Source organism: Agrobacterium sp. lyk4-40-TYG-31 (genome assembly GCF_030209855.1).
Lineage (GTDB): Bacteria > Pseudomonadota > Alphaproteobacteria > Rhizobiales > Rhizobiaceae > Agrobacterium > Agrobacterium vaccinii.
Map to the genome: position 1 here is coordinate 91364 of NZ_JARVRE010000007.1, position 20760 is coordinate 112123.

Consider the following 20760-nt stretch of genomic DNA (forward strand, 5'->3'; position numbering starts at 1 on the left):
AATAAAAGCTGTTTCATTATCAAAGGCGTCCTGATCCTTCAGGGCGCCTTCTTTATTGCCTGGCTTTTGGGAAGAAACGCATGGTTTTTTCCACCATTTCCAAACAAACATTCTAATTCCTTCGCCTAAATTAGTATCAAAATCGCGCGAAGTTGAACTTTTGATCAAAAACCTCTGAATTGGCGCAACTTGCCCGCTTGAGTATGTGCAAGGTTTCTTATAACCACGTTGCATCGGTAGTCGCAGAATAAGCGAGCCGGATACAAAAATTGGGAGCTCTTTGATGAGATACAAACTTGGCCTAATCGCTGCAGCCTTGCTTTCGGCGACGTGCTTTGCACCTGCTGCTGCAAGCGCAAAGACATTCGTATATTGCTCGGAAGGTTCGCCGGAAGGTTTCGATCCGGGCCTCTACACCGCCGGCACCACATTCGATGCCTCGGCCCACACCGTTTACAGCCGTCTGCTGGAATTCGAACCCGGCACCACCAAGCCAGTCGCTGGCCTGGCCGAGAGCTGGGAAGTTTCGGAAAACGGCACCGTCTACACATTCAAGCTTCGCAAGGGCGTCAAATTCCAGACCACGGAATTCTTCACGCCGACCCGTGAACTCAATGCAGACGACGTCGTCTTTTCCATCGAGCGCCAGATCAAGACCGACAATCCATGGCACCAGTATGTTCCAGGCACGTCCTGGGAATATGCCGAAGGCATGGGCTTCCCCAAGCTGATCAAGTCTGTCGAAAAAGTCGACGACATGACGGTCAAGTTCACCCTGAACCGCCCTGAAGCACCGTTCCTCGCCAACCTTGCCATGCCATTCGCTTCGATCATGTCGAAGGAATACACCGACAAGCTGGCCGCTGAAGGCAAGCAGGCACAGTTGAACCAGATGCCAGTCGGCACCGGTCCATTCGCCTTCGTCGCCTACCAGCAGGATGCCGTGATCCGCTTCAAGGCCAACAAGGAATACTGGGGCGGCGCACCGAAGATCGATGATCTCGTTTTCGCCATCACCACCGATGCCGCCGTTCGTTTCCAGAAGCTCAAGGCTGGCGAATGCCACCTCATGCCTTACCCGAACGCTGCCGACGTGAAGTCCATGAAGGAAGACAAGACCCTGACGGTTATGGAGCAGGAAGGCCTCAACGTTGCCTACCTCGCCTACAACACCACGCAGGCTCCTTTCGATAAGCCGGAAGTCCGCAAGGCGCTGAACAAGGCCATCAACAAGAAGGCCATCGTTGACGCCGTGTTCCAGGGCATGGCCACGCCTGCCAAGAACCCGCTGCCGCCGACAATGTGGTCTTACAACGACAAGGTCGAAGACGACACCTACGATCTGGAAGCAGCCAAGAAGATGCTGACAGACGCTGGCGTCAAGGACCTGTCGATGAAGGTCTGGGCGATGCCGGTTTCGCGTCCATACATGCTCAACGCCCGCCGCGCTGCAGAAGTCATCCAGGATGATTTCGCCAAGATCGGCGTCAAGGTCGAGATCGTTTCCTACGAATGGGCAGAATATCTCGACCGTTCGAAGGCAAAGGACCGTGACGGTGCCGTGTTCCTCGGCTGGACCGGCGACAATGGTGACCCGGACAACTTCCTCGACACGCTGCTCGGCTGCGATGCCGTTGGCGGCAACAACCGTGCTCAGTGGTGCGACAAGGACTTCGACGCTCTCGTGAAGAAGGCCAAGATCACCACCGATCAGGCAGAACGCACCAAGCTCTACGAAGAAGCTCAAGTCGTGTTCAAGAAGCAGGCACCTTGGGCCACCATCGACCACTCCCTGTCCGTCGTTCCGATGCGCAAGGAAGTCACTGGTTTCGTCCAGAGCCCGCTGGGTGACTTCACGTTCGAAAACGTGGATATTGCCGAGTAACAATCCGACGCATAGAAAAATGCCGCGTGTCTTGTCTCAAGGCGCGCGGCACTTGCGTTTTGAACAACAAAAGTAAGAAGCAGGCCGCAAAGGTCGCTACCCGCGCATAGGTTCCGGCCGGAACAGATCGAAGGTTTCTCATGATTGGCTTTCTCGTGCGGCGCATTGCCGTGCTCATCCCGACATTCATCGGGGTTTCCATTATCGCGTTTCTGTTCATCCGGCTTTTGCCGGGCGATCCGGTCGCACTTCTGTCGGGCGAACGTGTCATGTCGCCGGAGCGCCATGCGCAGATCAGCGCGGCACTCGGCATGGACCGTCCCATGATCATCCAGTATCTGGATTACCTCAAAGGTATTCTGATGGGTGATTTCGGCACGTCCATCGTGTCCAAGACGCCTATTCTCACGCAGTTCAAGGCACTGTTCCCGGCCACCGTGGAACTGTCTTTCTGCGCCATGATCATCGCCATCGCCATCGGCATTCCGGCAGGCGTCATCGCTGCCATCAAGCGCGGATCGATCTTCGATCAGGGCGTGATGGGCGTGGCACTCGTCGGCTACTCCATGCCGATCTTCTGGTGGGGTCTGCTGTTGATCATCCTGTTTTCCGGTATCCTGCAATGGACGCCGGTCTCGGGACGCATCTCGCTGATGTTCTACTTCCCGCCTGTCACCGGCTTCATGCTGATCGACTCGTTGCTATCCGGACAGAAGGGCGCATTTGCATCGGCGCTCAGCCATCTGGCGCTGCCATCCATCGTGCTGGCCACGATTCCGCTGGCGGTCATCGCGCGCCAGACGCGCTCTGCCATGCTGGAAGTGCTGTCGGAAGACTACGTCCGCACCGCCCGCGCCAAGGGCCTGTCGCCGTTTAGAGTGATCGGCATCCACGCGCTGCGCAATGCCATGATCCCCGTCATCACCACCATCGGTCTTCAGGTCGGCGTCATGCTGGCTGGTGCCATTCTTACCGAAACGATCTTCTCCTGGCCGGGCATCGGCAAATGGATGGTCGATAGCGTCTTCCGCCGTGACTACCCTGTCATTCAGGGCGGTCTCCTGCTGATTGCGGGCATCATCATGGTCGTCAACCTCATCGTTGACCTCATGTATGGCCTCATCAATCCGCGCATCCGGCATTAAAGAAGAGGATCGTTTCATGGCCGATACCGCCATCATTAAAAAAGCCGAGCCGGTTTCTTCTTCCGCCATGCGCAAGCAGATGCTGAAGGAATTCTGGTTCTATTTCTCCGAAAACAAGGGCGCCGTCATCGGCCTCTATGTTTTCGTCGCCCTTGTGATCGTCGCAATTCTGGCGCCCGTCATCGCACCGCATTCGCCGTTCCAGCAGTACCGCGATTTCGTTCTGCTGCCGCCCGCATGGATGGAAGGTGGTAACCTGTCCTACCTCCTGGGCACAGACCCGGTCGGTCGCGATATCCTGTCGCGTCTGATCTACGGTGCGCAATATTCGCTGTTCATCGGCGTTTTCGTCACCACACTGTCGCTCTCCACCGGCGTTATCATCGGCGTTCTCGCCGGTTATTATCGCGGCTGGCTCGATACGGTCATCATGCGCCTGATGGATATCATTCTGGCCTTCCCGTCGCTGCTGCTCGCGCTCGTTCTGGTCGCGATCCTTGGCCCCGGCCTGACCAACGGCATGATCGCGATTGCGCTCGTTCTTCAGCCGCATTTCGTACGCCTGACCCGTGCTGCCGTCATGGCGGAAAAGTCCAAGGACTACGTCACCGCCTCGCGGCTGGCAGGCGCAGGTCCTTTGCGCTTGATGTTCCGCACCATTCTGCCCAACTGCACCGCGCCGCTCATCGTGCAGGCAACGCTGTCGTTTTCGAACGCCATTCTCGATGCCGCAGCACTCGGCTTCCTCGGCATGGGCGCACAGCCGCCTGCACCGGAATGGGGCACCATGCTTGCCGAAGCGCGTGAGTTTATTTTGCGCGCATGGTGGGTCGTTACTTTCCCCGGCATTGCCATCCTCGTCACCGTGCTCGCCATCAATCTGGTGGGTGATGGTCTGCGTGATGCGCTTGACCCGAAACTGAAGAGGTCCTGACATGGCACTTCTGCAAATCGATAATCTCGTCGTCGAGTTCGAAACGGCCACAGGCTGGTTTCGCGCCGTCGATGGCATCTCCGTCTCCGTCGAAAAGGGCGAGGTTCTCGCCATCGTCGGTGAATCCGGTTCCGGCAAATCGGTCTCGATGCTGGCCGTCATGGGGCTTCTGCCCTGGACGGCGAAGATCACTGCCGACCGCATGCTGTTCGAAGGTCGCGACATCCAGACACTGACCGCTGCCGAACGCCGCAAGCTCATCGGCAAGGATGTCGCCATGATCTTCCAGGAGCCAGTGGCAAGCCTCAACCCGTGCTTCACCGTTGGTTTCCAGCTGGAAGAAGTTCTGCGCATCCACATGGGCATGGATAAGAAAACCCGCCACGCCCGCGCCATCGAATTGTTCAATCTGGTCGGTCTGCCCGACCCGGAAGAACGGCTCAAGCACTTCCCGCACCAGATGTCCGGTGGCCAGTGCCAGCGCGTGATGATCGCCATTGCCATCGCCTGCAATCCGAAGCTCCTCATCGCTGACGAGCCGACGACCGCGCTCGACGTGACGATCCAGAAGCAGATTCTCGATCTGCTGATGAAGCTCCAGGCCGAAAACGGCATGGGCCTCATCATGATCACCCATGACATGGGTGTAGTGGCCGAAACGGCAGACCGCGTGGTGGTGCAGTACAAGGGTCGCAAGATGGAGGAAGCCGACGTGCTTTCGCTGTTCGAGAACCCGCAGAGCAACTACACAAGGGCTCTTCTGGCAGCACTGCCTGAAAACGCGACGGGCGATCGCCTGACCACCGTGTCGCAGTTCTTCGATGGCACACCGACACCGGCCCCATCAGTTGCGGGAGAAACAGCATGACCGGCAACAACACCATGCTCGAAATCCGCAATATGAAGCGGGATTACCATATGGCGGGCGGCTTCATGAAGCCTTCCAAGACCATTCACGCGGTCAAGGGCGTGTCCTTTGCGCTGGAAACCGGCAAGACGCTGGCCATCGTCGGCGAAAGCGGTTGCGGCAAGTCCACGCTGGCCCGCATGCTGACCTTCATCGATGAGCCGACTTCTGGCGAGTTGCTGATCGACGGCCAGAAGGTGGACACCCGTCCCGGCCATCTAACGGCTGAAATGCGCCAGAAGGTGCAGATCGTGTTCCAGAACCCCTACGGCTCTCTCAACCCGCGCCAGAAGATCGGCGACGTGCTGGGCGAGCCGCTGCTCATCAACACCAAGATGTCGGCTGCGGAGCGTCGCGAGAAGGCAAACGAGATGCTGGTGCGCGTGGGTCTGGGGCCTGAACACTATAATCGCTACCCGCACATGTTCTCTGGCGGCCAGCGCCAGCGTATCGCCATTGCGCGTGCGTTGATGCTGAACCCGAAGCTCCTAGTGCTGGACGAGCCTGTCTCGGCGCTCGACCTTTCGGTTCAGGCGCAGGTGCTCAACCTGCTGTCCGACCTTCAGGACGAGTTCGGCCTGACCTACGTCTTCATCTCCCACGATCTGTCGGTGGTGAAGTATCTCGCCGATGAGGTGATGGTGATGTATTTCGGCGAAGCCGTGGAATACGGCACGCGTGAAGAGGTGTTCAACAACCCCCAGCACGCCTACACCCGCACCCTGTTCGCCGCCACCCCTAAAGCCGACGTGGATTCGATCCGCGCCCGCATGGCAGCGAAGAACATGGCCAAGGCTGGTTGAGGGATAGGAGGAGCCCGGTTATGGCCGGGCTCTGATGTTGGGGTGGTTGTGGGTTATGCCTGCTGTCCGCCGGATAGCAACATTAGCTGCCGTCAGCCTCTGGCTCGTCCCTGATATCTGCCACGTCGTATCCGCAGAAGCGTGATTAGATCCTCGGGACAAGCCCGAGGAAGACGGAGGTAGTGGATGTTTTGCACCTTACTCAGGCGATGCACCATCACCCGCCCGAAATCTCATGCAAGCCCTAGATCACCGGATAGAGCGACCAGAAGAACAGCTCGTGTTCCTGATCCTTGTCGTGTTGTTCCGACTCGTCTTTGGTTTTCGTTTCCGTGGTGAAGCCGCGCTCGCGATTGAGCTTGTCTTCCTGGGCCTTGCGACCAAGTCCGAACAGGTCGAAGGATAGCATATTGAAGCCAGCAACCATTTTTGTCCCTCTTCGTCACAGTGTTTAACGACAGGTAAAGTTTTGCGCGTTGCCACGTTTTCGTCAAGATTGCCGAGGGAATTAGTCTGTTACTCCTGTGGATGAGTTGCGAGATTCCATTCTTGAAAAGCGCTAATATGCGAAGATTCATTCCAACGTCGCGAAATGCCGCTCAAAAGCTCCCTTACGAGCGGTAGGATTGTACGGCGGCGTGCAGGGCCTGATCGAGATCGACGGTTTGGCCTGCGGCCTCGAGCGCGCGGGAAAAAGCGGTCAGATTGGCGAGCACGGATTCCTCATTGGCGCGCTGTCCGGTGTGGTTCAGGCGAACCAGCCGCTCTGTTCCAGGGCCAACACCCGCGGTGATATCGGCACCGGCAATCGTGCGGCGTGAGAGGAAAGCGTCGCGGTCGATATCCGGCGGTAAAACGGCTGTTGTGACGAGGGCGGATGCGGATGGCTCCTGTGCCCAGAGTTGCGCCCCCAGCGCCACAAGCCCGGCGCGTGTCGCACGCTTTGCCAGATCATGTCGCCGCAGCACGTTGTCCATGCCCTCAGCTTCGATCCGGTCGAGCGCTGATTGCAGGGCAAAGAATTCGAGCGGGGCGGGAGTGCCGGGAATGGTGCCACGGCCTGTGTCGAGCCATTGCTCCCTCTGATCCATCAGCGACAGGATGGAGGTTCGGGTGGCTGTCGAGTGGTCCAACAGGGTCCATGCCTTGGAGCTAACCGAGATTGCCGAAAGCCCTGCCGGTCCCGAGAGTGATTTCTGCGGGCCGATCACGGCGATGTCGATCCCCAGACCGTCGACATCGAGCGGATGGCCGCCGATGGAGGCCACAGCATCAACGATGGTGAGGATGCCACGGCTCTTTGCGAGGGCAACGATCTCTTCCAGCGGGTTGAGAATGCCGCTCGCGGATTCGGCGTGCACGAGGGCAAGTGCTGCTATGTCGGGGTTGGCGTCCAGTTGCGCTTGCACTGCCTGCACGGTGATCGGGTGACCTTGTTCTGCGGACAGATTGATGACATCGGCACCACCGCGTTGCAGCCAGTGGCCGAACCACGTGCCGTAGGGGCTGGTGACGATGTTGAGGGCACAGAGACCGGGACGTGCAAGGCTGGTTGCCACCGCTTCCAGCGCGACCACCGCTTCGGCCTGTATCAGCAGAACATCGTTTTTCGTGCCCATCACATGCGCCAATCGGTCTGCCAGCATCGCGTAGCGTTCTGCGGGAAAGGCTGGAATGTCGAGCAGGTGGCTCCAGTCACGGTTGGGCATGGTTTAGGTCCTTATCAAGCAGCAAGGCAGGAACAGCGCCGACGAGGCGACGGGCAGTCTGCGATTGCGGGTTGGAAACGATGCGTTGCGTCTCTCCATATTCCACGATCTGCCCTGCCTCCATGATGGCGACGCGGTGACAGACGGCGCGGATGACGGCAATGTCGTGGGAGACAAAAAGGCAGGCAAGGCCGGTTTCGCGCTGAAGGGACACAAGAAGCGAGAGGATTTGCGCGCGGACCGACACATCGAGCGCCGACACCGCCTCATCCATGACGATCAGCGACGGGCGGGTGGCGAGTGCACGGGCGATGGCGACACGCTGTCGCTGCCCGCCGGAAAGCTCCAACACGGGCCGGGCCGCGACATCGGCTGGCAGACCGACACGTTCCAGCAGCCGTGCAACCTCTGCCGCCCGCGCCTTTGCTGCAACGATCTCGTGGATGCGCAGTGGTTCGCCGATAACGGTGGCAACCGTGGACCGAGGGTTGAAGGCGGCGTGGGTGTCCTGAAACACCATCTGCATATGCCGCCTTGCATGGCGCAGACTGCTGCCGGATAGGGCGAGCCAGCTCTCGCCGCGAAACGTCACGCTGCCCGCATCCGGTTCGATCAGGCGCATGATGAGGCGCGCGAGCGTGGATTTGCCACAGCCCGATGGTCCGGCAAGCCCTAGCGTTTCGCCTCGTTCCAGCGTGAAGGAGACATCGCGCACGGCATGGGTTTCGCGTTTGCGATCGCGGTAGGTTTTGCATATGCCGTCGACGGATAGGAGAGGGGCCATCAGCGCACACTCTCGATCAGCGGTGGCGTGGTGATATCAAGATGCGCGGCGAGCAGGCTTTTCGTGTAGGCATGCTGCGGGGTGGAGAGCACACTTGCCGCTCTACCCGTCTCGACCAGACGACCGGATTTCAGCACGGCAATGTCATCCGCAAGCGACGAGGCCAGCGCAATATCATGGGTGATGAACAGCAGCGTCATGCCGTTTTGCTGCACCAACCTGTCCAGCAGCCGGGCGATGGCAGCCTGCGTGATGGTATCGAGCGCACTGGTGGCTTCGTCCGCAATCAGAATTTTAGGCCTGGCGGCGATGGCGGCGGCGATAGCCACGCGCTGGCGCTGCCCGCCGGACATCTGATGCGGATAGGCGTCCAATAGGGATGAGGGATGGGGAAGCTGGACCTCGTTCAGCAGATCGCGGGCGTGGGCAAGGCCCTGTTTCCACGACAGGCCCAGATGCCGAACGGCCCCTTCGGCCACCTGTTCGCCGATGGTCAGTACGGGGTTGAGACTGGCACCGGGGTCCTGAAATACATAGCCGATATCGCGCCCGGCCAGTGGAGCGGGGATGCCGGTCTCAAGATGCCAGACGACGTCGCCCGAGCATTGAGCACCCGGCGGCAGGAGGTGCGCCAGTGTTCTGGCAAGCGTGCTTTTGCCCGAACCGCTTTCGCCGATGATGGCCAGGCGAAGGTTGGCGGCTATCGATAGCGAGACATTCTGCAGGGCAGGACTGGTTGCGCCCGCATAGGTGACGCTGAGATCATGAATATCGCAGATCGGGTTCTGGCTCATGGCGTTTGCACCTGTCTGGCCAGCGCCTTGTTGATGCCTTCCGCAAAGAGATAGACGCCGAGCACCGTGACCAGCAGGCCAAGGCCGGGAATGATGGAGAGATAGGCGGCGGAGCGGAGCACATTGCGGCCTTGCGCAATCATCGACCCCCAGGTGACGACGTTCGGATCGCCAAGGCCGAGAAAGGACAGAGCGGCCTCGGTTAAAATGGCTGCGGCGACGATGATGGCAGCGAGCGCCAGCACCGGGGCCAGTGCATTGGGCAGGATTTGCCGCAGGGCGATTTCCAGCGGATGCATGCCGATGGCGCGCGCCGATGCCACGTAATCGCGCTCGCGGATGGAAAGCACCTGCGCCCGTGTCAGCCGGGCCGGCTCCGCCCATGCGCTGAGTGCGATGGCCAGCACGACGATGGGCGTGGACGCGCCGATGGTGCTGACGAAGGCCAGTGCCAGCAGAAAGCTGGGCACGATCTGAAACGCATCCGTGAGCCGCATCAGCGCCTCATCGACAAGGCCGCCGGCAAAGCCTGCGAGCGTACCGATGACAGCACCGATGATGAGGGCTGCGGCAGCGGCACTGATGCCAACGGTCAGCGAAATGCGCGCGCCGTGAAACAGCCCTGCCAGCACGTCGCGTCCCAGACTATCGGTGCCCAGCGGCAGGGCGGGATTAACAAAGGGTGCAATCAGCGGCGCGCCGACGATGGACAGTGGGTCCCTGGGAAACAGAAAGGGGGCAGCTATGGCGGCGCTGGCAATGAGGAGCAGAATGAAGAGGCCAATCAGGCCTTCCGCGCTACGTGGTATCTGTCGCAGAAGGCTCATGCCTTGCCCTCCTGCGCGCCGATGCGCGGATCGAGCACGGCATAGAGGAGATCGACCACCAGATTGATCAGGATGACGAACACGGCGCTGGTCAGGATAATGCCCATCAACAGCGGCGTATCGCGCCCGCTGACGGCTTCCTGCGCCAGCCTGCCGAAGCCCGGAACGGCAAAGACGCTTTCGATGACGACGCTGCCGCCTAGCATGGCTGCGGATTGAAGGCCGAGGACCGTAACCAGCGACAAGGCAGCGTTGCGGGCGACGTGGCGCAGGACGATGCGGCGGTAAGACAGGCCTTTGGAGCGTGCGAAATCAACGAATTCCAGCCGCCATATCTCAGCCATGGCGCTGCGCATAACCCGCAGAAACAGCGCCAGATAGATGAAGCCAAGGCTGGCAACGGGCAAGACGAGATGCCGGGCGATATCCAGCGCTCTTTCCGGCCCCTGTTTGCCGGACGCGATGGTTTCGATGCCCGATGTCGGTAGCCAGCGCAGTTTGACGGAAAAGGCGATGACCAGCACCAGCCCCAGCCAGAAACCCGGCATGGCATAGAGCGCCAGCGACAGCGTGGACAGTGCCCGATCCTGCACGCTGCCGGGCTTTGCACCCGCAATGATGCCGAGCGTGGAGCCGAGCGCAAAAGACAGCGCCGTAGCACTTCCCATCAGCAGCAATGTGTTGGGAAGACGCTCGAGGATCAGCGACAGAACCGGCCGGTCAAACGCGACCGACCAGCCCAGATCAAGCTGCGCAACGGACGAGACGTAAAGCCACAGGCGGGCCAGCATGGATTGGTCGAGGCCGTATTGGCTGCGCAATGTCTCACGAAGAGCGGCATCGCCGCCGCCAATGGAGACGAGATAGGCATCGACAGCATCGCCCGAGGCGTTTTCGAGCAGCAAGAAGGTCAGCAGCAGAATGATTGCCAGCACCGGAATGGCGCTGAGCAACCGACGGCCTATGATCCTGCCCGCACCCTTCACCGCTATGCCTGCAACGCCGTGTCCGCCCAGTTGGAAACGGCCCAGCGCGGATTGCTGGCAACGTTGTTGACCGTATCGCGCGCAACGGTGATGAAGCCCCATTCCGCAACATTGATGAGCGGCAGGTCCTGCGTCACCTGTTTCTGGAACTGCTTGTAAAGCTCGGTGCGGGCTTTTTCATCGATGGTTTCAGCGGCGTTGTCGATCAGCGCATCTAGCTCTTTGTTTTCATAACCACCCTGATTGGAGAAGCCGACGCCCGCGGGCGTGCCCGACTTGACGAGAATGGTGGTTGAAATGGCAGGGTCGCCTCTGAAGACCGGTGGTGCAACGGCCAGATCGAAGGCGTGGTCGGTATAGACGGCCTTCTGGTGGGCAGCGGCGTCGTTATTGACCAGTTCCGCATCGATGCCGATCTCTGCCAGAGCCTGACGCAGATAGGCGCCGAACTGCTTGGTCTCGTTGAAATAGGGTGCGGGCAGAAGCTTCAGCGAGAAGCGGGTGCCGTTGGCGGCGCGCTTGTAACCCGCCTCATCCAGCAGCGCATTGGCCTTGGCGATGTCGAAATCATAGGTCTCGACATCCGGTGTATAGAATTGCGGCGCGTTTTTCGGCACCGGGCCCGTGGAAGCGGTGGCATAGCCTAAAAAGACAGTGTCAACGACGAGCTTCTTGTCGATTGCATGGGCGATGGCCTGACGGACCTTCAGGTCTGCCAGTTCCTTGCGGCGATGGTTGATCTCGACCACCAGCTGATAGGTCAGCGCCTCGTAACCATCAGCGATGACCTTGATACCCGGCTCCTTGGCAATGCGAGCCAGATCCGACAGTGGCACGGCGGAAAAGGCTGCAAGCTGGATTTCTTCGGCTTCCAGCGCTGAGGCTGCACCCGCCCGGTCCGGCAGGACGCGGTAGATGATTTCATCGAGCTTCGGCGCGTCTTTGACCCAATAGCTCTCGTTGCGCGTCAGCCTGTAATATTCACCCGGCTTGTATTCCGCAAACACGAATGGACCCGTGCCAACGGGCTTTGTATTGGCCGGGTTTGTGGCGATATCGGTGCCTTCGTACAGATGTTTGGGAATGACGCTGGTGACGACCGGCAGGGCGTTGCGCAGAAGCTGGAAGGGTGTCGGCTTGGAAAAACGGAAGATGGCTGTGTGTTCGTCCGGCGTATCGACCGCTTCGAGATTGGCGAAGACGAGACGTCCAAGGTTTTGCAGCGGCTTCCACACAGAAAGTGCCGAAAACGCGACATCCGCCGAGGTGAATGGCTTGCCATCATGCCACGTCACGCCTTCACGCAGTTTGAACGTGGCGCTGAGGCCATCGGCAGAGCCTTCCCATTCCGTTGCCAGACGTGGTTCCAGCCCATCCTTGCCTTTGAAAGATGCTTCGGCCAGCGGCTCCACGATCTTGCTGGAAATATAGAAGACGCCGTTGGAGGCAACGATGGCCGGATTGAGATTTTTCGGTTCCGAGTCCGCCGCGACGACGAGGCGCCCGCTGCCGCCCGCTGCCCACGCAAAGCCGGGGCGAACAAGCGTTGTTGAGGCTGCCAGAAGGGCTGCGGTCTTGATGAGGGAGCGTCGGGAAAGCGACAGGGTCGGCATGGATAACTCCAGAAATGGAACAGGCGCAGGCAACACCGCAGGACGCAGTGTAAAGCCTCGGCAAGCCCAGTGTCCACGACAATTAAGGCCGGTGACAGCAATGATTTTACCTCCGCAGAGCAGTGGCGGGATCATTGTTGCGAAGCGTCTGATGCATTTGGAATTGTATACCCGCAACCAGATGGTGCCTTGAGAAGCTGCTCCTCGGGAGTGCTACTGTTTATCGTTTCAGGACACCTGCGGATTTAGTGAAAAGCAAATATTAGTGAACTCTAACTTTAAGACTTCTAAATTAAAGGTGATGCTTATATATTATTCGTCCCAGTGGGTTAGGAGAGCTTATGTCCAGCAAGCCCACAAGGAGGAGGAGAAACCAATGAGAAAAATAACATCTTCTTTGTTCGTCACAGCTTGTCTTGCGCTGCCGTTTCAGGCGCATTCACTCGATGTGAGCGTGGGCGGGGTCAGCGCCAGTGTTGGCGGTAATGATCGCGGCGGTGTGAGTGCCAGCGCCTCTGTGGGAGGGAGCGGTGGTATCAATGCCGGTGCGGATGTCGGCGGACGAAGCGGTGGGGGCCTCGGTGCCGACGCCAACGCCTCCGTGGGCGGAAGAAGTGGCGTCAATGCCAATACCAGCGCCAGTGTCGGCGGCAAAAGCGGCATCAACGCCAATGTCAACGCGTCTGCTGGCAAGGTCAACGCCAATGCCAAGGTGGGCGTGGGTACGACCACCGGTGTCGGCGTGAATGTTGGTGTTGGTATCGGCACCCCCGGTGTTCCCGGTGGACCGATCAGCCCCGGCACGACACCTCCCGGTGCTGTCAGGGATGCCATCATCTCTTACAACAACATGTCGCGCACTCAGCAGGTCAGACTGGCCAAACGCTGCGTGGACATTTTGGGCGGTGGCTATGATGCGGCCCTGACGCAGCTGTGCCGGATGATCCACACGGCATCGCGTTGATAGGAATCAGCAACGGAAAGGGGTGGGTTCAGGCCCACCCCTAACTGAAATGTAGAATACTCGCTGCCGCAAAACGTCGACTTTTGCGGCAATAGTTTTTGAAAAAGTAGCGATCCCGATTTTTTGCGAAAGTTTTTATTTATGCGACAGCTTCGGAGCGACCAGCGCGCATCAACTCGATGATTCTTTCGAGGCGGGTAACCACGTCGTGGGTTTCCAATAGTTGTTGCTTCTGTTCGAGACTAATCGATAGCAAAGGTGCGACTGTATCAGCCAGCAGGCCTGCATCGCCGATCGAGGGCAGGCCAAAACGAGCTTTTGATCCTGGCGGAAGTGCGGAAAAATCGACATTGGCGTAAGTCTTATAGGCATCGAGAACTGCGTTCGAAAGAGCGGCGGCCTCCTTCGACTGGCCGCTCAACTCTTCAATCGGCTTAACCTCTGCCGCCAAGAACTCGCCATCGATAAGGCGGGCGATGCCCGTTCGCTCAAGCCCACAGACGGTGACCTTGAGAGTTCCGTCTACCTGTGTCTGGCGATCGACCACGTTTGCTATGACGCCCACCGGATGGAGTGCATCAAGAGTGGTGGGAAGATCGTCGGAGCTGTGCCTCTGGGAGACAACGACAACACGCCGATCATTGACAAGAGCGTATTCCACGGCTTGACGAGTTTTGTCGCGCGCCACGAAAATCCGCGAGATCATGTGTGGAAACAGGACCATGTCCCGCATAGGAACAACGGGAATCTCCGCCTTGGCTGGATAAGGCGTGTTGGCCTGGGCCGAGGTCGTGGACGAATGAGTCGCTTGGATCCTTGCGGCCAATACATTCCAGTCTCGATAGCCAAGAATTCGAGCAATGAGCTCCTGGCTCTCACTGTTGGTGAAGGTAACTGATTTGGCGTGAAGCGCTTCACGTTTTCGCCATAGTTTTGGCATCGCGGAAATCGCGCATAAGATGATCCTCTGCATAAACGAACGGAGAGCATCAGGGGCTTGCGTTGCTGAGCCGTTCGTTCGGGCAAAGAGAGCCATAGGTGGCTCGATACATTCACCGTACCCCTACGGGGCGCAAGCAGCAGGTTGTATCTACCTAGCACCAATTGTGCGCGGAAGCTCTTTCATTGTCAATATTCGGTTGTTTGAGCGATATCCAATGCCGTTAGGCTAAGAATCTCTTCGCCTTACGCTGCGCTGCCGTTCTTGCGGCCCAGCGACATGATGCGCTCGCGCAGGACCTTCGCCAAATTGCGGGTGTTGCGATACATGTGGACTTGCGCTGCGACCTGGCGCACATCGCGGTCGTTGTTCTGAGCAAGGCCGATGACGAGCGTGCCCATCTCCGATTTCTCGCCCCAGAAACCCTCCAAAGCGCCATCTTCATCAGCGCCGCAACTGTCCGTGCGCAGAATATTGGCGTCATCCAGATGCCATTCGGTCAGGCGCTGGAACAGCAGACGGTCGATGGCGTGCCGCTGGTGATTTTCATTGAAGGCAATTTTCCAGACATACGCCTCGCCCATGGTCATGAATACGACGGCAGATGCGATGGCGGCACCATCGAGGTTGAGCGTGTGAATACGAACAGCATCGATCTCAGCCAGATTGGTGATGGCTTCACGCGCAAAGGCGGCGCGGTATCTGTCGCTGACGAGGGCCGAACGGCGGCGACCCTTCGAGCCACTGGCTTCCAGCGCGAGAAATTCTTCCGTGCGCAACCTGATGTCCTGCGGCTGTCTGGCAATGTCGTGCGTAAAGTTGCCCGTAGCCTCCAGCTGTTGCCAATGGCCACGCAGGGTCTGCAATTGCTGTGCTGACATGGTGTTTTGCAGATAGAGACTCGCATCCACGTCGCTTTCCAGCATCATGCGGCGGTGTGGTTCTGCGGTAGCAAGCGGCAGGTTTCGGCTGAGCGCGATGGCCTTGACCATGCGCACGAACGCGCCATCTAGCCGCAATTGCGGCAGAACCAGAATCTCCGGCAGGCGAAGTTCGGGCTGGGACAGAGCATCCAGCAGGTTATCGATGGTTTCGGCAGCGCCTTCCGAATCCACCAGCGGCGTGCCGAGCGGTCCGAAAGGATTGGCCCAGGCCCGCAGAATGGAAGGCCCCACGGAAAAGCCAGGTTTTTCAACGGTAAACGGCATGAGGAAACGCATGCGACTGCGCGCGCCGTTTTCATCGCGCATCAGCGCAAACCGCACGGATTTCTCATCCACGCGCGGCATGGCCGGGGCCAGAAGCTTTCCGGTGAAGAAGATGTTGGGTTCCATGACCCGGTTTGACAGGAAATCCAATTCTTCCTGAAGGTCATAGCCTAACTGTGCCGGATAGATACAGAACTCGCGACCGGCACGACCGACGCGGATGCTGCTGTCTGCGGCGGGACGTTCCGACACGGCCTTGGCGAGCAGCATCGCGAAACGGCTGTCTCGCATATCTGGATCATTCGGATCGCTTGCCATGCCTGCCTATACCGTCTCTGTCACCCATGTCGTGACAATGTAGTTGTCAAAAGCAGCCCGTTGAAGAGGCACGGCGATTTATACGACAACCGATGAACACCAGACTTTTTCTTCGGTGAAATTTCAAACCGTTTCAATCATACATCGAAACATTAACAATGTTGAGAGCATCGATGCAGTAAATTAACCGTGTATGATAAACCGTTTAAGCGTCACTTTGGTTCAAGGCAATATCAGCGTATTTTTACGCTTAGGATAAAGTCCCAGAACCAGTGCACAACCTAGGATGATGATGCCCGCGCCGAGAAGCTGGAGGGCAGAAAGCGGCTCATCCAGCACCACGGCACCGACGATGACGGCGATGATGGTGACGACGAATTCGACGCTGATGGTCTTGGTCGCGCCGATCAGCGAGACCAGCCGGAAATAGGTGATGTAGGTCAAGGCGCTCATGAAGATCGCCAGACCGAAGAGATAGGCGAAATCCACCAGACCTGGCGTTTTGGGCAAAGGCACGACCAAAAGAAACGGCAATGTCAGAATGCCGCCCGCCAGAAATGCGCCGATGGTGATTTCCCACGCGCCGGAGCCTTTGAGGTGGCGGCTGGCGTAGTTGCTGCCGAAGGCCGCGCAGATGCAGCCCAGCAGCGAGGCGATACAGCCGATGATGAAGGCGGTGGTAACGGGGACCGCCGGAAAGCCCACCAGAATGACGATGCCGCCGAAACCGAGGATCATGCCAAGCAGGCTTTGCGGTGATATTTTCTCCAGACCCCAGACCTGCCCGATCAACATGGAAAACAACGGAATGCTGGCCACCAGAATAGCGGCCATGGCGGTGCCGATGATTGGGGTTGCGTAGGACAGGCCGATCAATTGCCCTGCGACCGTCGTGGCACCCACCACGGCAAAGGCACGCCATCCGGCACTGAAATCGAGCTTTCGCCCGGTGGCACGGGCGATGATGAGCAGTGTAAAGCTGGCAATGAAACATCGCAGTGTGACCGCGCCCACCCAGCCAAAAGCCGCAACGGCATGCAATACGAGCAGAAACGAAAGCCCCCACGCAACTGCGAGGAAGAGATAGGCGGCCAGTTCTGCGGGTTTCATGGTGTTTAAGTCCAACAAGGAGATGCGAGGCGAACGGTTAGAAGAGAGTGCATCCCGCGTCAAACGAATTGTGGACAGCCTTCGGCCCAGCAAGCGTCAGCCGCACGCATGCGACAGAACCCTGTCAGCGCTTAGCGAGCAAACGCAGCGCGGACGCGCTTCACGATCTTCTCGAACAGCACATCCAGCTTCTTGATCTCCCGTCGCATGCGACGCTTCGTGTTGGAGACCAGAGGCTTGTTCTTCCAAGGCGTGTTCTGGCGCTGCGTGATGTAGAGATCACGGGCAGGGTGTTCGCAATGGGCAAGATGAGGTTTGCGCCACGTGTAATGCAGAACCGCGGCCTGGAAGTAATGTTCTCTTGGGAAATCGGTGGACACCAGTTCGGTGAAATTCCACTTTTTCTCGATCTCGATCCAGCTGTCACCCAAGGCGACATTAAGCGCGTCCTGATCGGGATAGCCGGTCGACGTGTGGTCGAGATAGGCAAGGCATTTTGCGCCCAGTTCGTCGCTGCGCCATTTTTCGAGGTCGATCAGCAACGTTCCCGAATTGAGATAGCGCGCGTTTTCATCACGGTTCAGACGCAGGTTACGGCGTCTGATGTTGTCGGGCCGACCGGCATCGGGCACGGCACCGACGGCAGACCCGTTCATCGGCATGTCGAACAGCGGGCGAAGGCTTTGTAACACCACCATGTCGCTGTCCAGGTAAATCATCCGGCCCGTGTCGCTGATCAGATCTGGCAGAAGCAGGCGGCAGTACATGGCGCGTGACCACGAGACCGTGCGGCGGTAGGAGGAAAGCTTGCCCTTCACCTCATCTTCGATCTTGATGAAAACGACCTCACGGCCCATGGCGCAGGCGCGGATGTTTTCCCGGTCCTTCTCGCGAAGGTCGAAGTCACAGATGATGATTTTTGCCTCTGGAACGTCGCCGTTCATGACAATGGAGTTTACCAGTACGCCTGCAAGCTCGGCGTAATTTCGGTCTGTCGCGCAGGCAATAATCATCTTTGGCTCTGTGGCTGAAGGTATCGTCAGAGTGGTTTTCGACCAGACTTACGCCTGATCGAAAATGCCGTGGCAATGCTTGTATTTCTTGCCGGAGCCGCATGGGCAGGCTTCGTTGCGGCCGATTTTGCCCCAAGTGGCGGGGTTGTTCGGGTCGCGCTGTTCCGGTGGAACGAAGGCTACGGGGGCTTCCTCGTGGTTGGCGAATTCGTCTTCGCCGGTGACCGGATCGATATGATGGGCGGTCATCTCAGGAAGTTCGGGCTCTGGCTGGTCACGTACCAGTTCGACGCGCATCAGCTGTGCCGTGACGGCTTCGCGCAGGTTGGCGAGCAGGGCCTGGAAGAGCTCGAAAGCCTCGGCCTTGTATTCCTGCAACGGATCGCGCTGCGCATAACCACGGAAACCGACGACGGAGCGAAGGTGATCGAGGTTGACGATATGCTCGCGCCACAGGTGGTCGATGGTCTGGAGGATAACCGAGCGCTCGACATAGGTCATGACCTCGGGGCCAAAACGTTCGGCCTTGTCGGCGACGACCTTCTCAGCCGCTTCGGTGATACGTTGAAGAATGTCGTCTTCGGCGATACCTTCTTCCTTGGCCCATTCGTCGACGGGCAGATCGAGGTTGAGCGACTGCTCGATGGCAGCCTTAAGCCCGACGATATCCCACTGTTCGGCATAGGCGTTTTCAGGAACGTGCTTAGCAACCAGCGCCTCGATGACTTCGTGGCGCATATCGGCAACGGTCTCGCCGATGTTGCTGGCTTCCATCAACTCCAGGCGCTGGTCGAAGATGACCTTGCGCTGGTCGTTGAGGACGTCATCATATTTCAGAAGGTTCTTACGGGTTTCGAAGTTACGGGCTTCGACCTTCTTCTGGGCACGCTCGAGCGCCTTGTTGATCCACGGGTGCACAATCGCTTCGCCTTCCTTCAGGCCAAGCTTCTGCAACATGGAATCCATACGGTCGGAACCGAAGATGCGCATCAGGTCATCCTGAAGCGACAGGTAGAACTTGGAGCGACCTGGGTCACCCTGACGGCCGGAACGACCGCGCAGCTGGTTGTCGATACGGCGGCTTTCGTGGCGTTCCGTCGCGATGACGAAGAGGCCACCGGCGGCGAGCGCCTTTTCCTTGAGAACCTTGATTTCTTCGCGGACGGTCTTTTCCTTGGCGGCGCGCTCTTCTTCGGACTCGATACCCTCAAGCTCGCGCTCCAGACGCATGTCGACGTTACCGCCAAGCTGGATGTCGGTACCGCGACCGGCCATGTTGGTGGCGATGGTGACGGCGCCGGGAACACCGGCCTGCGAGACGATATAGGCTTCCTGCTCGTGGTAGCGGGCGTTCAGAACCTGGAAATTCTCAAAGCCGGTCTGGCGCAGCATGGTGGCCAGAAGTTCGGACTTTTCGATCGAGGTCGTGCCGACGAGAACCGGCTGGTTACGCTCATGCGCGGCCTTGATCTCTTCGATGATCGCCTTGAACTTCTCTTCGCCGGACCGGTAGACTTCGTCGTCTTCGTCGATACGCTGGATCGGCAGGTTCGTCGGCACTTCGATAACGTCGAGGCCGTAGATGTTGTTGAACTCTTCCGCTTCGGTCGAGGCCGTACCGGTCATGCCGGACAGCTTCTTGTACATGCGGAAGTAGTTCTGGAAGGTAACGGAAGACAGCGTCTGGTTTTCCGGCTGGATCTGCACCTTTTCCTTGGCTTCGAGAGCCTGGTGCTGACCTTCCGAGTAACGACGACCCGGCATCATGCGGCCCGTGAATTCATCGATGATGACGATTTCATCGTTGCGGACGATGTAGTCCTTGTCGCGCTGGAACAGCTTGTGGGCCTTCAGCGCGTTGTTGATGTGGTGAACGATGGAGACGTTCTCGATGTCGTAGAGCGATTCGCCCTTGAGAAGACCGGCGTCGCGCAGCAGGTTTTCGAGCTTTTCGGTGCCTTCTTCGGAGAAGTTGGCCGAACGCTGCTTTTCATCGATTTCGTAATCTTCCGGCGACAGCATCGGAATGAAGGCGTCGATGGTGTTGTAGAGATCGGAGCGATCGTCCAGCGGGCCGGAGATGATGAGCGGCGTACGCGCCTCATCGACCAGAATGGAGTCGACTTCGTCGACGATGGCATAGTGGTGGCTGCGCTGCACCATCTGCGCCTTGTCGTACTTCATGTTATCGCGAAGATAATCGAAGCCCAACTCGTTGTTGGTGGCGTAGGTGATGTCGCAGGCATAGGCCTCGCGGCGCTGGTCGTCATCGAGACCGTGGATGATGACGCCGGTGGTGAGGCCGAGGAAGCTGTAAAGGCGTGCCATGGTGGCGGCGTCGCGCTGGGCCAGATAGTCGTTGACGGTCACGACGTGAACGCCCTTTCCTTCGAGCGCGTTCAGATAAACCGCAAGTGTCGCCACCAGCGTCTTACCTTCACCCGTCTTCATTTCGGAAATATCGCCGGAATGGAGAATCATGCCGCCCGTCAACTGAACGTCGAAGGGGCGCATGCCGAGCACGCGGCGGGATGCTTCCCGCGCCACGGCGAATGCCGGAACGAGAAGGCTGTCCAAGGTTTTTCCATCGGCAAGCTGCTGGCGGAACTCCACCGTCTTTGCCTTCAACGCTTCGTCGGAGAGTGCTTTCATCTCCTCTTCGAGCGCGCCTATGGCACTGATATTGCTACGATAGGAGCGCACACGGCGCTCATTTGCCGAGCCGAACAACTTGCGGGCGATTCCGCCGAGACTGACCATCTTAGTGGCCCTTTCTGAAATTCCGTTTGCCACGTCTTCGGGGTCTGCCATCGCAATAAA

Annotated in this window: 18 protein-coding genes; 6 read left to right on the forward strand and 12 right to left on the reverse strand. The window is 58.6% G+C overall.

All coding sequences use genetic code 11. The features are described 5' to 3' along the window. Positions 1-283 precede the first annotated feature (283 nt). From QRN55_RS15560 to QRN55_RS15580, 5 genes are all read left to right on the forward strand, one after another. Positions 284-1885: an ABC transporter substrate-binding protein gene (locus tag QRN55_RS15560; protein WP_284777398.1), complete on the forward strand. Its 1602-nt coding sequence runs from the start codon at positions 284-286 to the stop codon at positions 1883-1885. Positions 1886-2025: 140 nt separating this feature from the next. After that, positions 2026-3030 (forward strand): ABC transporter permease subunit, encoded by a 1005-nt coding sequence (locus tag QRN55_RS15565; RefSeq protein ID WP_111841689.1) that lies wholly within the window; start codon positions 2026-2028, stop codon positions 3028-3030. Positions 3031-3097: 67 nt separating this feature from the next. Continuing rightward, a complete protein-coding gene (locus QRN55_RS15570; RefSeq protein WP_422387372.1) occupies positions 3098-3964 on the forward strand; it encodes an ABC transporter permease subunit in 867 nt (288 codons plus the stop codon). Position 3965: 1 nt separating this feature from the next. Next, positions 3966-4832, forward strand: a complete 867-nt coding sequence (locus QRN55_RS15575) for an ABC transporter ATP-binding protein (RefSeq protein WP_284777399.1) — start codon at positions 3966-3968, stop codon at positions 4830-4832. Then, the gene (locus tag QRN55_RS15580) at positions 4829-5674 is read left to right on the forward strand and encodes a dipeptide ABC transporter ATP-binding protein (RefSeq protein WP_111841691.1); all 846 of its coding nucleotides are present in this window, start codon (positions 4829-4831) and stop codon (positions 5672-5674) included. Before QRN55_RS15575 ends, QRN55_RS15580 begins: the two co-directional genes overlap by 4 nt. A gap of 244 nt (positions 5675-5918) precedes the next feature. On the opposite strand, the gene QRN55_RS15585 is transcribed toward QRN55_RS15580, so the two are convergent. The 7 genes from QRN55_RS15585 to QRN55_RS15615 all read right to left on the reverse strand — a co-directional run bounded on the left by QRN55_RS15585 (position 5919) and on the right by QRN55_RS15615 (position 12387). Further along, the gene (locus QRN55_RS15585; protein ID WP_111841692.1) at positions 5919-6101 is read right to left on the reverse strand and encodes a hypothetical protein; all 183 of its coding nucleotides are present in this window, start codon (positions 6099-6101) and stop codon (positions 5919-5921) included. A gap of 184 nt (positions 6102-6285) precedes the next feature. After that, positions 6286-7383, reverse strand: coding sequence for a pyridoxal-phosphate-dependent aminotransferase family protein (locus QRN55_RS15590; RefSeq protein WP_284777400.1), 1098 nt, complete (start codon positions 7381-7383; stop codon positions 6286-6288). Next, positions 7370-8170 (reverse strand): ABC transporter ATP-binding protein, encoded by an 801-nt coding sequence (locus QRN55_RS15595; RefSeq protein WP_284777430.1) that lies wholly within the window; start codon positions 8168-8170, stop codon positions 7370-7372. The genes QRN55_RS15590 and QRN55_RS15595 overlap by 14 nt, the downstream gene beginning before the upstream one ends. After that, entirely contained in the window at positions 8167-8961 is a 795-nt protein-coding gene (locus tag QRN55_RS15600) for an ABC transporter ATP-binding protein (protein WP_284777401.1), read from the reverse strand. Before QRN55_RS15600 ends, QRN55_RS15595 begins: the two co-directional genes overlap by 4 nt. Then, positions 8958-9788 (reverse strand): ABC transporter permease, encoded by an 831-nt coding sequence (locus tag QRN55_RS15605; protein ID WP_284777402.1) that lies wholly within the window; start codon positions 9786-9788, stop codon positions 8958-8960. Before QRN55_RS15605 ends, QRN55_RS15600 begins: the two co-directional genes overlap by 4 nt. Continuing rightward, the gene (locus tag QRN55_RS15610) at positions 9785-10741 is read right to left on the reverse strand and encodes an ABC transporter permease (RefSeq protein ID WP_502871331.1); all 957 of its coding nucleotides are present in this window, start codon (positions 10739-10741) and stop codon (positions 9785-9787) included. The genes QRN55_RS15605 and QRN55_RS15610 overlap by 4 nt, the downstream gene beginning before the upstream one ends. Positions 10742-10776: 35 nt before the next feature. Continuing rightward, positions 10777-12387: an ABC transporter substrate-binding protein gene (locus QRN55_RS15615; RefSeq protein WP_284777404.1), complete on the reverse strand. Its 1611-nt coding sequence runs from the start codon at positions 12385-12387 to the stop codon at positions 10777-10779. A gap of 376 nt (positions 12388-12763) precedes the next feature. Between QRN55_RS15615 and QRN55_RS15620 the strand changes: the two genes are divergently transcribed. Continuing rightward, entirely contained in the window at positions 12764-13351 is a 588-nt protein-coding gene (locus QRN55_RS15620) for a hypothetical protein (protein ID WP_284777405.1), read from the forward strand. A 139-nt stretch (positions 13352-13490) separates the two neighbouring features. Here the strand turns inward: QRN55_RS15620 and QRN55_RS15625 are convergent, their stop codons facing one another. From QRN55_RS15625 to secA, 5 genes are all read right to left on the reverse strand, one after another. After that, the gene (locus QRN55_RS15625) at positions 13491-14387 is read right to left on the reverse strand and encodes an LON peptidase substrate-binding domain-containing protein (protein ID WP_284777406.1); all 897 of its coding nucleotides are present in this window, start codon (positions 14385-14387) and stop codon (positions 13491-13493) included. A gap of 149 nt (positions 14388-14536) precedes the next feature. Beyond that, a complete protein-coding gene (locus tag QRN55_RS15630; RefSeq protein ID WP_502871332.1) occupies positions 14537-15817 on the reverse strand; it encodes a GNAT family N-acetyltransferase in 1281 nt (426 codons plus the stop codon). Between the two features lie 222 nt (positions 15818-16039). After that, the gene (locus tag QRN55_RS15635; RefSeq protein WP_284777407.1) at positions 16040-16927 is read right to left on the reverse strand and encodes a DMT family transporter; all 888 of its coding nucleotides are present in this window, start codon (positions 16925-16927) and stop codon (positions 16040-16042) included. 131 nt (positions 16928-17058) lie between these two features. After that, positions 17059-17940: a glycosyltransferase family 8 protein gene (locus tag QRN55_RS15640; RefSeq protein ID WP_284777408.1), complete on the reverse strand. Its 882-nt coding sequence runs from the start codon at positions 17938-17940 to the stop codon at positions 17059-17061. Between the two features lie 48 nt (positions 17941-17988). Continuing rightward, positions 17989-20700, reverse strand: a complete 2712-nt coding sequence (gene secA, locus QRN55_RS15645) for a preprotein translocase subunit SecA (protein ID WP_284777409.1) — start codon at positions 20698-20700, stop codon at positions 17989-17991. Positions 20701-20760 lie beyond the last annotated feature (60 nt).